A 13,077-nucleotide genomic window follows, 5' to 3' on the forward strand; every position below is an offset into this window, starting at 1 on the left:
GCACCGGCCGAGCTGAGTCCACGCGTGGGCGTCGGCGAAGGCGTCCGGCAGACCATGACACTGGCCTGGCGCACCATCGTGCAGGTGCGGCACAACCCATGGGAGCTGGGCGACTACAGCATCCAGCCCATCATGTTCGTGCTGCTGTTCACCTACGTGTTCGGCGGCGCCATCGCCGGGTCGACCAGCGAGTACCTCACGTTCGCGCTGCCCGGCATCATCGTCATGAACATGCTGTTCATCACCATGTATGTCGGCACCGGGCTCAACACCGATCTCACCAAGGGCGTCTTCGACCGGCTGCGGTCGCTGCCCATCGCCCGGTGGGCGCCGATGGCCGGGCGCATCCTCGCCGACCAGGTCAAGCAGGCGTGGTCGATCTTCCTGCTGCTGGCCATCGGCATGGTCCTCGGCTTCCGCATCGGCACCGGCGTCTGGTCGCTGCTGGCGGCGGTGGGGCTCCTGCTGCTGTTCGCGCTGGCGTTCTCGTGGGTGTCGGTGCTGGTCGGCGTGCTGGCGAAGGATCCCGAGAAGGTGCAGCTGTTCGGCTTCACCGCGCTGTTCCCGGTGACGTTCGTCAGCAACGTGTTCGCACCCACCAGCACCATGCCGGGCTGGCTGCAGCCGATCGTCGAGAACAACCCCGTCACCATCCTGTCCGACGCCTGCCGGGCGCTCATGGTCGGCGACGACACCATCGGCACCGAATGGCACGTGGCGTCCGCGACCACCCCCGTGGTGCAGTCGCTGATCTGGGCGGCCGCCATCGCCGCGGTGTTCGCGCCGCTTTCCGTCTGGGCGCTGCGCCGCCGCGTCTGACGTGGGCCGTCACGGCGTCAGCGGCCGTGACAGACGCGTGTCAGGTCGGTGTCAGAGGAGGCGCCGACCGTGGAGGCATGACAAAGGCGATTGAGGTTTCGGGCCTGCGCAAGGCCTTCGGGGACAAGATCGTGCTCGACGGCATCGACCTCGACGTCGAGGCCGGCACGGTCTTCTCCCTGCTCGGCCCCAACGGGGCGGGCAAGACGACGACGGTCAACGTCCTGACCACCCTCCTGCGCGCCGACGGCGGGACGGTCCGCGTCGCCGGACACGACGTCGCGGCCGAGCCCAAGCCGGTGCGGCGAGCGATCGGCGTCACCGGGCAGTTCGCCGCGGTCGACGAGCTGCTGACCGGCGAGGAGAACCTCCAGCTGATGGTGGATCTCAGCCCGGTCGACGCCAAGGACGGCAAGCGGATCGTCGCGGAGCTGCTGGAGCGCTTCGACCTGGTGGAGTCGGCGCAGCAGCCGGCCTCCACCTACTCCGGCGGCATGCGGCGCAAGCTCGACCTGGCGATGACGCTGGTCGGCAGCCCGCGGATCATCTTCCTCGACGAGCCGACGACGGGCCTGGACCCACGCAGCCGCCGGACGATGTGGTCGATCGTCCGCGACCTGGTGGCCGACGGCGTCACCATCTTCCTCACCACCCAGTACCTCGACGAGGCCGACAAGCTCGCCTACCGGGTCGCGGTGCTCGACCAGGGCCGCATCGTGGCCCAGGGCACCCCTGACGAGCTCAAGCGCCGGCTCCCCGGCACCCACGTCCAGCTCCGCTTCACCACGGCCGAGGAACTCGACGCCGCCGCACGGATCCTCCCGGACGCCACCCGCGACGACGAGTCGCTGACCCTGCGGGTGCCCAGCGACGGCGGCACGGCCTCGCTGCGCGCGCTGCTGGACCGGCTCGACGAGTACTCGCTCAGCGCCGAGGAGTTCTCCGTCCACACCCCCGACCTCGACGACGTCTTCCTGGCCCTGACGGGCCACGGCACGGAGGTGCCCACGACATGACTGCCCACGCGATGGTGATGCTGCGCCGCGACTTCAAGCACCTCACCAGGAACCCGACCTCGGTGTTCAACGCCGTCCTGATGCCGATCGTGCTCATGCTGATGTTCGTGTACATGCTCGGCGACGCGTTCAGCGTCGGCGTCGACTACGTCGACTACGCGACACCGGGCCTGATGCTGATGGCCGTCTGCTACGGGCTCGGCGGCACCGCGACGGCGGTGAACGCCGACATGACGAAGGGCGTCATCAACCGGTTCAAGGTCATGGACGTCTCCCGCGGCGCGGTGCTGACCGGCCACGTCGTCACCAGCGTGCTGACGAACCTGATCGCGATCGCCGCCCTCGTCGGGGTGGCCTTCCTGCTCGGCTTCGACGCGTCGGCGAGCGCGCTCGACTGGCTCGGCGTCGTCGGCATGATCGTGCTGCTGGCCACCGCGGCCGGCTGGTTCACCGTCGCGCTGGGGCTGGCGGCGAAGTCGCCGGAGACGGCGGGTATGGCCGCGGTGCCGCTGGTCATGCTGCCGTTCTTCAGCAGCGCGATCGTGCCGGCCGACAAGATGGGCCCGGGCCTGCGCGAGTTCGCGGAGTACCAGCCGTTCACGCCGATCATCGAGACGCTGCGCGGGCTGCTGGCCGGCGGGCCGTCGGCCGGCGACGTGATCCCGGCCATCGCCTGGTGCATCGGCATCGCCGTGGTCGGCTACGTGTGGGCCCGGTCGACGTTCAGCAAGCGAGCGTGACCTCGGCCAGCTCCCGCCAGTCCGCCCGCATCCCCTCCTGAGCCGCCTCGGCGTACCGCGCGTCGCCGAGGCGGCTCCGCGCCTCGTTCTCGATCCGGACGACGTCCGGGTGCGGCCCGTTCGGCAGCCCGCGCGCGACGGCGCTCGCCGCCAGCAGCCGGGCTGCCTGGTCGTACTGCTCGCGGCGCACGGCCAGGTCCGCGACCCCGACCAGCACCCCCGCGACAACCAGCGCGTGCCCCGCCTCGGCCGCCGACGCGCAGGCCGCCGCGCGGTACTCGCGGGCGGCGTCGACATCGGCGGCGAGATAGCCCAGCAGGTTCTGGATCGGCGCGCGGATGTACGGCAGCTCCGCCTCCTCGCCCAGCACGGCCCGCAGCACGTCGATCTGCCGGTACGCGTCCTCGGCGTCGCCGCGCCAGCGGGCCAGCTCCGCCTTCGACAGGGCCAGCGCGGCCAGCGTGCCCGGCCAGGTCACGCCGTCGGCGCGGCGTTGCGCCTCGGCGATGGCGGCGGCGCTGGACTCCTCGTCGCCCAGCTGCCAGTACAGCTCGGCCTGGCGGGCCCGCATCCGGATGACGTCGTCGACGGCGCCCACTTCGGCGACTGCCGCGACGGCCTCGTCGTAGTACGCGCACGCGCGGGCCAACTCGCCGCGCGCGGCGATGAGATCGGCCAGCTCGGTGAGCGCGAAGGAGATCCCGAAGCGTTCGCCGATGGCGCGGAACTCGGCGAGCGCGGTCTCGAGGTACCCCTCGGCGTCGCGCCCGCCCTGGCCGCTCACGACGCGCATCTTGCCCAACTGCAGCCGGGCCAGCGCCCGGGCCCAGGGATCGTCGTCGTCGAGCACCGGCTCGAACGCGGTCAGCGCCGCCTCCGGCCCCTGCAGCAGTCGTTCCGTCGCACCGACGAGGCCCATGGCCGGGTGGCCGCCCCGGACGTGCCGGCTCGCCTCGTAGGCCCGGTGGATCCACTCCGCGGCCTGGTGCTCGTCGCCCGGTCCGGTCGACAAGAACAGCACGATGATGGCGTACACCGTGGCCCGGATCGGGTCGGTCACCCCGCCGGGCAGCTCCGTCGCCGCGGTGATCAGTTCCAAGCCCTCGGTCTTGTGCCCGGCCAGCCACCAGTACCACCCGGCGCCGGCCGCGAGCCGCATGGCCGCCCGCGCGTCGCCGACCGCGAGCGCGTCGCGCATCGCCGCGCCGAGGTTGTCGTGCTCGGCCTCCAGGATGGCCAGCCACTCCACCTGGTCGGCGCGGCGCAGTCGCGGCTCGGCGGTCTCGGCCAGCTCGGTGAAGTGGTCGAGGTGCGCCCGGCGCGTGCGGCCGGTCTCGCCCGCCTCCGCGAGCCGCTGCTCGGCGTACTCCTTGATGGTGCCGAGCAGGCGGTAGCGCTCGCCCTCGGCGACCACCAGCGACTTCTCCGTCAGAGCGGTGAGCAGGTCGAGCACCTGCCCCGCCGCCACGTCGCCGTCCGCGCAGACCCGCTCGGCCGCGTCGAGACCGGCGCCGCCGGCGAACACCGACAGCCGCCGCAGCACCGCCCGTTCGGGCTCGGTGAGCAGCTCCCAGCTCCAGTCGACCATCGCGCGCAGGGTGCGGTGCCGCGGCAGCGCGGTCCGGCTGCCGCCGGTGAGCAGGCGGAACCGGTCGTCCAGCCGGTGCGCCAGCTGGTCGAGGGACATCGTGCGCAGCCGGGCCGCGGCCAGCTCGATCGCCAGCGGCATGCCGTCCAGCGCCCGGCAGACCCGGGCCAGCGTGGCCAGGGTGGGTGCGTCGGCGACGAGGCCGGTGCGCACCGCCCGGGCCCGTTCCAGCAGCAGCCGGACGGCCGGCGACGCCTCGATCGCGCCGGCTTCGGCGCCGTCGGCCGGGACGACCAGCGGCGCGACCGGCCACAGCATCTCGCCGGTGATGCCCAGCGGCTCGCGGCTGGTCGCCAGGATCCGCACCCGCCGGCATTCACCGAGCACACGGTGTGCGAACGTCGCCGCGGACTCGATGACGTGCTCGCAGTTGTCCAGGACCAGCAGCATCGCCCGCTCGCGCAGCGCCGCGACGACCCGGTCGGCCGGCTCGGCGTCCGGTGCGTCGCCGAGCAGCGAGTCGCGCAGCCGGAGCGCGGCCAACGTCGCTTGAGCAACGTCCCCGTCGGGACCGATGGCGGCCAGCTCGACCAGCCAGACGCCGTCCGGCAGGTCGTCGAGCAGCAGGCGCCCGGTCTCGGTGGCCAGCCGGGTCTTCCCCGAGCCGCCCGGCCCGATCAGGGTGGTGAGCCGGTGCTCGGCGACGAGGGCGCGGACGGCGGCGATGTCGGCGTCCTTGCCGATGTAGCTGGTCAGCTCGGCCCGCAGATTGGTCTTCCGGTCGTCGTCGCGCCGGCCCACCTCACCGCGCAGCACCGCGACGTGCAGGGCGGACAGCTCCGGCGCGGGGTCGACGCCGAGCGCGTCGGCCAGGGCCTCGCGGGTGCGCTCGAACACCAGCAGCGCCTCGGAGTTGCGCCCGGCCGCGACCAGCGCCCGCATCAGCGCGCCGGCCAGCCGCTCGCGCAGCGGATGCGCGGCGACGACGTCGGTCAGTTCGGGGACCAGGCCGGCGCCGTGGCCGAGGCCGATCTCGGCGTCGAACAACTCCTCCATGGCCGACAGCCGCAGCCCTTCGAGCCTGGTGGCGGCCGCGTCGAGCGCCGCGCTGTCGTGCAGGCCGACGTCCTGCAGGGCGGCGCCGCGCCACAGCCCGAGCGCCTCGCGCAGCAGCTGGACCCGCAGGACGTCCTCGGCGGCGCGGGCCCGCCCGACGAGGCGTTCGAACCGGACGGCGTCGACGGCGTCGGGGTCGGCCCGCAGGCGGTAGCCGTCCGGGTGCCCCTCGATGGCGCCGTCGGGCAGCACCTTGCGCAGCCGCGAGACCAGCCGGTGCAGGGCGTTCGTGGCGTCGGCGGGCGGGTCGGCGGCCCAGATCCAGTCCAGCAGCGTCGCCTTCGGGACCACGTGACCGGCCTCCAGCGCGAGCGCGATCAGCAGGCCGCGCAACCGGGCGCCCGCGACCTCGGCCACCCGGCCGTCGTCGGTACGGAGCTCGAACGAGCCGAGCGTGGCGACCTGCACGCGCCGATTTTGCCACGCACGATCCGCGCGGCCGCCGGGACGGACGTCATGCAAGGGTAAAGGCCATGCCCGGACCACGCCGAGGAGCCGCACCATGGGCCTGACCGCGACGATCATCGCGACGACCCTCGCCGTCCTCGTGGGGGTGGCGACTCTCGTGGCGTGGGGTATCGCGGAGGTGTCCTGGCGCGAGCTGCGCAAGCCACCGCAACCCCACGATTCCGCGTCCCACTTCAGGATCCGGGCCGACGTGTGGCGCCGTTCTCCCAGCTCGGTGCAGTGGTGGCTGAGCGGTGGCCGCTACAGCGAGCCCCGCACGGTGGACGGCGTCGCGGTCGGCGAGGTGCTCGCCGTGCTCGACGGCACCTGGGACAGCGATGGCGGCGACATCGAGGCACGGCTCCGGGTGGCCCTGCCCGACGGGCGGGAGGTCAGCGTCGACACACCGGTGCACCGCGAGCGCACGGTGCAGGCCGGGACGTTCCTGCCGGTCCGGCCCTCCTCCGGGCGGGGCGACGACTGGTCGCCCGCCGTCGAGCTCGACGAAACCGGCTTGCGGACGTTGTTGGCGCGGCACCGGAGCGAACTCGGCCTGCTGGATCCCGAGACGGCCCGCGACCTGCTGGACGCCCGGCCGGCCGAAGTCCCGCTGACCTCGATCCGTCCGACCGGACGCGTTCGGCACGGGCACGTCGAGGTCGAGGTGACAGCCGACCGCGGGGAACCCGGACCCGCCCGCGGTTTCCTGCGACCGCAGGAGATCGCGACGATGCGCGCCACCGGCACGGCGCTCGTGTGCGAGACCCGGGAAGGGCGGCGGGCGCTGTGGCCCGCGTGGTACTGACATGAGCCAGGCCCCACCCGACCAGTTCATGCTGGACGTCCGCGCCCGGGCGGTGCGCCGCGTCCGGCTCCGGCGCCGGCTCGCCCTGGCCGCCGTCATACCCACGATCGCGGGCACCGCGTGGGGCATGGCGCAGGCGCCGGACCAGCGGCTATGGATCCTGGTGACCGGCCTCGCCGTGCTGCTGGGCCTGGGTCTCGCCCGCATCGGCTGGGAGCCCGACCCGCCGCGACCACGCCCCGACACCGGTCTCGAGGGCGCGGTGGTGGTGGGGATCGAGCCCACGACCTGGGGCAAGGCAGACGGCGACGGCCGCACCCACTGGGTGCGGGTGATCGGCCGCCCGCTCGGGTCGGGCACCGAGCACCTCGTCCACGGTCCCTACACCTTCGACGCCGAGGTCGGCTGCACCATCCGGCCCGGGATGCTCTTCGGCTTCCGCCGGCATCCGACGATGCGGCACCTGGTGTGGATCGAGCCACGCCACAGCCCGGACACCCTCGGCGCGCTGCGGCGTGACGCCACCTCGCCGGAGGCGCGGCCCGAGCCGGCCGTCGTCGAGTCGGTCGGCGTCGCCGATACTCCGGACGGCGACTGGTGGCCGACGACGGTCACCGTCCGCGCCGAACAGGACGGCCGCCTGCTGCGCGAGACGCTGCCCCGGCTACCCGAAGAGCTCGCCGCGTTCGAGGCCGGGCAGGTGGTGTCGATCCTGCGGACCCGCGCGCTCGGTGAGTGCGCCATCGTGCCCGTCACCATGCCGCCGCGATTCGACTTGCGGACCGGCTGACGGCTCGCGACCACCGTGGCGGGTTTCTGCCATGACGTCCATAGGCCACGACCGAGCCCTCGTCCGCGGCGGCCGCGCGCCCCTAGGCTCCGAGAATCCGCGCCGCTTTCGGCGCCTCTGCCCGGGAGGTCCCATGCGCCGGTCTCGTCCCCTGCTCGCCGTCTGCGCCGCCGTGCTGCTGGTCGCGGCCGCCGCACCGGGCGCCGCTGACCCGGCAGCGCCGGCCCCGCTCCCCCAGCCGGCGGCCGACGGCGTCACGGTCACCCTCGTGACCGGTCACCGGCTGCGGGTCGACACCATGGCCGACGGCCGGCACGCGGTCACCGCGCTGCCCGCGCCGGGCGCCGTCCGCGGCAACCTCAAGGTGGTCGAGCGGCCGGAGGGCCTCTACGCGATCCCGGCCGAGGCCGAGCCGTACCTCGCCGCCGGGTCGCTGGACCGCGAGCTGTTCAACGTCACCGGGCTGATCGAGCAGGGCTACACCGGCGACGCGCTGCCGCTGATCGTGACGCACACCGGAGGCGCCGCCGCGCGGGTCGCCGCCCCGCCCGCGCCCGAGCACGCCGTCGTCACCGCCACCCTGGAGAGCGTGGGCGCGGTCGCCGTCTCCGCGCCGGCCGCCGAGCTGGCCGCGTTCTGGAGCGACGTCGCCACGGACCTGCCCGGCACCGAGGCCACCCGCCGGGCGGCGCCGTCGATCGAGAAGATCTGGCTGGACGCGAAGGTGCGGCCGACGCTGGCCGAGAGCGTGCCGCAGGTCGGCGCGCCCGCCGCCTGGGCGGCCGGGTACGACGGCACCGGCGTCACCGTCGCCGTGCTCGACACCGGCTACGACCCCGCCCACCCGGACCTCGCCGGTCAGGTCACTGGCGCGGCGGACTTCTCCGGCAGCACCGTCCAGGACGACAACGGCCACGGCACGCACGTCGCGGCCACCGTCGCGGGGACCGGCGCGGGGTCGGACGGCGCGCGCGTCGGCGTGGCGCCCGGCGCCGACCTGCTGATCGGCAAGGTCATCGGCGCCGACGGCAGTGGCCAGAACTCGTGGCTGATCGAGGGCATGGAGTGGGCCGTCGCGCAGGGCGCCGACGTCGTCAGCATGAGCCTGTCCAGCGAGGTCACCGACGGCACCGACCCGCTCAGCCAGGCGGTGAACGAGCTGACGGCGGCCAGCGGGACGCTGTTCGTGGCCGCGGCCGGCAACGAAGGGCCCGGCGAGACCAGCGTCCGGGCGCCGGGCGTGGCCGACGCGGCGCTGAGCGTCGGCGCCGTCGACAAGTCCGACGTGCTGGCCTCGTTCTCCAGCCGCGGCCCGCGGCTCGGCGACCACGCGATCAAGCCGGAGATCACCGCGCCGGGCGTGGGGATCGTCGCGGCGCGGGCGGCCGGTACGTCGCTCGGCGACCCCGTCGACGACCTCTACACCAGCCTGAACGGCACCTCGATGGCGACGCCGCACGTGTCCGGCGCGGCCGCGCTGCTGCTGCAGCGGCACCCGGACTGGGCGGCGGACCAGCTGAAGGGGGCGCTCGTGCAGTCGGCGCAGGAGCTGGACGAGTACACGGTCTACGAGCAGGGCGCCGGCCGCCTCGACGCCGCGCGCGCCGTCACTCAGACCACGTTCGCCGACACCGCTGCCCTCAGTTTCGGCGGCTACGACTGGCCGCACGACGGCACCGACCCGGTGGTCACGCACGCCGTCACGTACACCAACGACGGCGCCGAGCCCGTGATCCTGGTCCTCGACGCGACGCTGACCGGCGCGACCGGCACGCCCGCGCCGTCCGGCATGCTGACGCTGAGCGCTCCGTCGCTGACGGTGCCGGCCGGCGGCAGCGCCAGCGTCGACGTCACCCTCGACCCGAACCTCGGCGACCCGGACGTCTACGGCGGCCGCGTCACCGCCCGCTCGGCCGACGGCGGCGTCGTCGCGCACACCGTCCTCGGCGTGACGAAGGACCCCGAGACGATCGAGGTGACCATCGAGGGCATCGACCACGAGGGCGCACCGGCCATCGGGGGCAGCTCGGCCGAGCTGTGGAACCTCGACACCGACTGGTCGGGCACCGGTTTCTTCGGCCGCAAGGGCGGCGGCAGCGGGCCGGCCGTGTTCCGGGTGCCGCCGGGCACGTACAGCCTGTTCGGCGTGTTGTTCACCCCGGACGAGTCCGGAGAGCAGGCGCGCGAGGTGGCGATCGTCGGCGACACCGAACTGGAGCTGACCGAGGACACCCACCTCGTGCTGGACGGGCGCACCGCCACGCGGGTCGCCGTCGACACCCCGCAGCCGACCGAGCACCAGGGCCTCACGCTCGGCTGGTATCGCAGCTCCGAGCAGCACATGTTCAACCTCAAGTACATGCTCGACCAGTACATCGACGTCGCGTACGCCGCACCGACCGAGCCGGTGCAGCGGGGCACGTTCGAGTTCTCCAGCCTGTGGGAGCTGTTCGCGCCCGAGTTGACGCTGCGGGCCGGCGACCGCGAGCTGGCGCACGAGTACGCCGTCGGCTCGCCCCGGGTCGACGGCCGGCACCGCTACCCGGTGGTCGACGCCGGCACCGGCACGCCCGCCGAGCTGGCCGGGCGCGACCTCACCGGCGCGGCCGCGCTGGTCCGCCGCTCCGACGAGATCGACCTCGACGCGCAGGTGGCCGCGGTGACGGCGGCCGGGGCGGAGGCGGTCATCGTCCACCACGACCGGCCCGGCTGGCTGCTGCTGTCCGTCGCCGAGGGCACGACGATCCCGGTGGTGACGATCTCGCAGGCCGACGGCGCGGCGCTGCTGGACGCGGCGCCGGTCGTCCAGTTCGACGGCGTCGCCGTCAGCCCGTACCTGTACGACCTCATGCAGTCCTGGCCGGGCGCCATCCCGTCCGACGTTTCGGAGCGGGTGCGCCGGAGCGACCTCGCCGAGCTGGACAGCACGTACGTCGCGACCGGCCCGGAGCACCTGGGCAACGACGCGCGGCACGCGTTCCGTCCGTACGACAACTTCTCCATCCGCGCCCCGCGCGAGGTGCCGCTGCCGTCGCACCGCGACGAGTGGGTCACGCCCGGCGACACCCGCTGGCAGCAGTTCGTGTGGGCGCAGCGGCTGCTGGTCGCGGGCATGATCGAGGGCTTGCGCACGTACGAGGCGGGCGAGTCGGACCCGCGGTCGTGGTTCGGCCCGGTGGTCCGGCCCGGCGTGCCGCTCGACACCGATCACTACGGCCAGTACGGCATGCCCGGGTTCCGCGAGGGCGACGAGCTCACCGTCCTCGTCCGTTCGTTCCTCGACGGCAGCGACCGCAACGGCGACGAGACACCCTTCGACACCACGGCCGCACGGCTCTACCGTGACGGCTCGCTCGTCGCCGAACGCGACGCGGTGTACGGCGGCTGGCCCGCGTCGCCCTCGCCGGCGTCGTACCGGCTCGAACTGGACGTCGACCGCGACGCGCCCTGGTGGGAGCGGTCGACGTCGACGCGAACGGCGTGGACGTTCACGTCCGAGCGACCGGCCGCGGGCGCGCGGGAGCCGCTGCCGTTGTTGCAGGTCGACTACGACGTGGACGTCGACCAGTGGGGCACGGTCAGCTCCCGCGGCCGCACCCGCGTCTCGCTGACGGTGCACCGGCAGGCCGACGCCGACCCGGTCACCGGCGGCGGCCTGCGTCTCTCCGCGTCCTACGACGACGGCGCCACCTGGCAGCCCGCCCGCGTCACCCGTCGCGGCGCGGTGGACACGGCGCTGCTCGACCCGCGGCGCGGCGCCGACGCCGTCGCCCTGCGGGTCGAGGCCTGGGACGGCGACGGGAACCGGATCGAGCAGACGGTGCTGCGCGCCTACGGCCTGCGCTGACGCGGCTATGACGGCGACGGTTCGATGATGCGGTAGCCCACGCCGGGCGTGGTGGTGATCACCGGGGGTGCGCCGAGTTTGCGGCGGAGCCGGCTGATCGTGACGGCGACGGTGTTGGTGAAGGGGTCGGCGTGTTCGTCCCAGACCTGTTCGAGGAGGTCTTCGGCGCTGAGGTAGGCGGGAACGGCGCGCAGCAGCGCTTCGAGCAGGGCGAACTCCTTGACGGACAGCTCCAGGTGACGGCCGTCGCGGGTGACCGTACGGCGCACAGGGTCGAGCTCGATGCCCACGGCGCACAGGGTGCGGGCGCGAGCAGACGACTGGCGGCGGGCGAGGGCGCGGATGCGCAGGACCAGCTCGGGGAAGTGGAAGGGCTTGGTCAGGTAGTCGTCGGCTCCGAGCGTCAGGCCGCTGACGCGCTCGCTGGGGGAACCGGCCGCGGTGAGCATGAGGATCATGGCCCGGGCGTCGCTCTCGGCGATCAGCCGGCAGAGGACGTCGCCGTGGATGCCGGGCAGGTCACGGTCGAGGACGACGACGTTGTAGGAGTTCAGGTCGAGCTTGGCCGCGGCTTCGAGGCCGTCGTAGGCCAGGTCGACCGCCATGCCGTTGTCGCGGAGGCCTTCGGCGATGACCGAGGCGAGGGCGCGGGCGTCTTCGACCACCAGGACCCTCATGCCCGGGCTCCTGCCGGTGTCTCGGCCGACGGCAGCGTGATGGTGACTGCGAGCCCGCCTCGAGGCCGGGCCCGCAGGTCGAGGCGGCCTTGGTGCGTGGACGCGATGGCCGCGACGATCGAGAGCCCGAGACCGGAGCCGGTGTCCGAGCCGGTGCGCTCGCCACCGAGTCTTCGGAACGGCTGGGACAGCGCCGCGACCTGCTCCTGAGCGAGCACCTCGCCACCGGTCTCCACCGCGAGGACGACGGACGCGTCGTGGGTGGTGGTCTCGACCCGGATCCAGCCACCGGCCTGGTTGTGAACGATCGCGTTGTCGATCACGTTGTCGACCATGCGGGACAGCAGTGTCTGGTTGCCCTGCGTCCAGGCGCCGTCCTGGAGATCGCGGTCGTCGACGGTGAGGTGCTTGTCGGCGATGTCGGCCGCTCGGGTGCGCAGGGCGGCAGCGGTCACGCGGCCGAGCGAGACCGGCACGGAGTCGGCCGACCCGCCCACCTGGGCGTGAGCGAGCGTGAGGAGGGCTTCCAGCAGCCGATCGACCAGGTCGAGTTCGGTACGGACCCGGTCGGCCAGCGCGACGGTCTGCGCCGGCGCGGGCTCCGGCTTGGCCACGGCGACGTCCAGGGAGGCGCGCATCGTCGCCAGTGGAGTACGCAGTTCGTGGGAGGCGTTGGCCACGAACCGGCGCTGCGCCGTGAACGAGCTCTCCAGGCGGTCGAGCAGGCCGTCGATGGTGTCGGCGAGGTCGGTGACCTCGTCCGCGGGGCCGGCCAGCGCGAGCCGTTCGTGCAGGTTGTCCGCCGTGATCCGCTGCGTCGCCGCGGTGATCGTCCGCAGCGGGCGCAGCACCCGGCCCGCGACGAGGTGGCCCAGCACGATCGACACGACCGTCATGACCGCGAGCGCGATCGCCGAGCCGGTCAGCAGCTGGTGTGACTGGTCGGCCTGGACCTGCGCGAGCTGAGCCTCCAGGTCACCGATGCGCAACTGCGCCTGCGCGAGGGCGGATCGCTGCGACGCGGGGTCGTCGAGCGGCTCCGTCCGGCTGACGTCGTCGAGGCTCAGCAGGTAGGCGATGGCCAGCAGCGCGGCCCCGGACAGGAGGAACAGCGCACCGTACAGGGCGGTATAGCGCAGCCGTACGGTGCTGCCCCGCAGCGCCACGGCCCGTGCCTTCCTCATCCCCTGCCCTTTCGTTGCGTGCCCGGCGCTCTCAGGATCTCGCGTCCG

Annotated in this window: 9 protein-coding genes; 6 read left to right on the forward strand and 3 right to left on the reverse strand. The window is 73.6% G+C overall.

Annotated features, from left to right (window positions below; translation table 11 throughout):
• Window positions 1-54 precede the first annotated feature (54 nt).
• The 3 genes from ACW62_RS12215 (at window position 55) to ACW62_RS12225 (ending at window position 2,575) form a co-directional block, all read left to right on the forward strand.
• Window positions 55-819 (forward strand): ABC transporter permease, encoded by a 765-nt coding sequence (locus tag ACW62_RS12215; RefSeq protein ID WP_053204605.1) that lies wholly within the window; start codon window positions 55-57, stop codon window positions 817-819.
• 77 nt (window positions 820-896) lie between these two features.
• Window positions 897-1,835, forward strand: a complete 939-nt coding sequence (locus tag ACW62_RS12220; RefSeq protein ID WP_053204392.1) for an ATP-binding cassette domain-containing protein — start codon at window positions 897-899, stop codon at window positions 1,833-1,835.
• A complete protein-coding gene (locus ACW62_RS12225) occupies window positions 1,832-2,575 on the forward strand; it encodes an ABC transporter permease (protein ID WP_053204393.1) in 744 nt (247 codons plus the stop codon). The genes ACW62_RS12220 and ACW62_RS12225 overlap by 4 nt, the downstream gene beginning before the upstream one ends.
• On the opposite strand, the gene ACW62_RS12230 is transcribed toward ACW62_RS12225, so the two are convergent.
• Window positions 2,559-5,687 carry an ATP-binding protein gene (locus ACW62_RS12230; protein ID WP_053204394.1) on the reverse strand — a complete coding sequence of 1,043 codons (3,129 nt, stop codon included), beginning with the start codon at window positions 5,685-5,687 and terminating at the stop codon, window positions 2,559-2,561. The two genes, ACW62_RS12225 and ACW62_RS12230, sit on opposite strands and share 17 nt — an antisense overlap.
• Window positions 5,688-5,781: 94 nt before the next feature.
• On the opposite strand from ACW62_RS12230, the gene ACW62_RS12235 reads away from it, so the two are divergent.
• The 3 genes from ACW62_RS12235 to ACW62_RS12245 all read left to right on the forward strand — a co-directional run bounded on the left by ACW62_RS12235 (window position 5,782) and on the right by ACW62_RS12245 (window position 11,168).
• Window positions 5,782-6,531, forward strand: coding sequence for a hypothetical protein (locus ACW62_RS12235; RefSeq protein ID WP_053204395.1), 750 nt, complete (start codon window positions 5,782-5,784; stop codon window positions 6,529-6,531).
• Window position 6,532: 1 nt separating this feature from the next.
• Window positions 6,533-7,321 (forward strand): hypothetical protein, encoded by a 789-nt coding sequence (locus ACW62_RS12240; protein WP_053204396.1) that lies wholly within the window; start codon window positions 6,533-6,535, stop codon window positions 7,319-7,321.
• 133 nt (window positions 7,322-7,454) lie between these two features.
• Complete coding sequence (locus ACW62_RS12245; protein ID WP_053204397.1) at window positions 7,455-11,168, forward strand: S8 family peptidase; 3,714 nt, start codon at window positions 7,455-7,457, stop codon at window positions 11,166-11,168.
• Between the two features lie 5 nt (window positions 11,169-11,173).
• Here ACW62_RS12245 and ACW62_RS12250 read toward each other — a convergent pair whose 3' ends face one another.
• Window positions 11,174-11,845, reverse strand: coding sequence for a response regulator transcription factor (locus ACW62_RS12250; RefSeq protein WP_205629302.1), 672 nt, complete (start codon window positions 11,843-11,845; stop codon window positions 11,174-11,176).
• Window positions 11,842-13,029, reverse strand: a complete 1,188-nt coding sequence (locus tag ACW62_RS12255) for a sensor histidine kinase (RefSeq protein ID WP_053204398.1) — start codon at window positions 13,027-13,029, stop codon at window positions 11,842-11,844. The genes ACW62_RS12250 and ACW62_RS12255 overlap by 4 nt, the downstream gene beginning before the upstream one ends.
• Window positions 13,030-13,077 lie beyond the last annotated feature (48 nt).

The organism is Jiangella muralis, assembly GCF_001270745.1.
Taxonomy (GTDB): Bacteria; Actinomycetota; Actinomycetes; order Jiangellales; family Jiangellaceae; genus Jiangella; species Jiangella muralis.

What these genes read in the sequence shown, in the direction of transcription:
- ACW62_RS12245 (WP_053204397.1), top strand. Translation starts at nt 7,455, where the DNA reads ATGCGCCGGTCTCGTCCCCTGCTCGCCGTCTGCGCCGCCGTGCTGCTG.
- ACW62_RS12250 (WP_205629302.1), bottom strand. Translation starts at nt 11,845, where the DNA reads ATGAGGGTCCTGGTGGTCGAAGACGCCCGCGCCCTCGCCTCGGTCATC.
- ACW62_RS12235 (WP_053204395.1), top strand. Translation starts at nt 5,782, where the DNA reads ATGGGCCTGACCGCGACGATCATCGCGACGACCCTCGCCGTCCTCGTG.
- ACW62_RS12220 (WP_053204392.1), top strand. Translation starts at nt 897, where the DNA reads ATGACAAAGGCGATTGAGGTTTCGGGCCTGCGCAAGGCCTTCGGGGAC.
- ACW62_RS12215 (WP_053204605.1), top strand. Translation starts at nt 55, where the DNA reads ATGACACTGGCCTGGCGCACCATCGTGCAGGTGCGGCACAACCCATGG.
- ACW62_RS12255 (WP_053204398.1), bottom strand. Translation starts at nt 13,029, where the DNA reads ATGAGGAAGGCACGGGCCGTGGCGCTGCGGGGCAGCACCGTACGGCTG.
- ACW62_RS12225 (WP_053204393.1), top strand. Translation starts at nt 1,832, where the DNA reads ATGACTGCCCACGCGATGGTGATGCTGCGCCGCGACTTCAAGCACCTC.
- ACW62_RS12240 (WP_053204396.1), top strand. Translation starts at nt 6,533, where the DNA reads ATGAGCCAGGCCCCACCCGACCAGTTCATGCTGGACGTCCGCGCCCGG.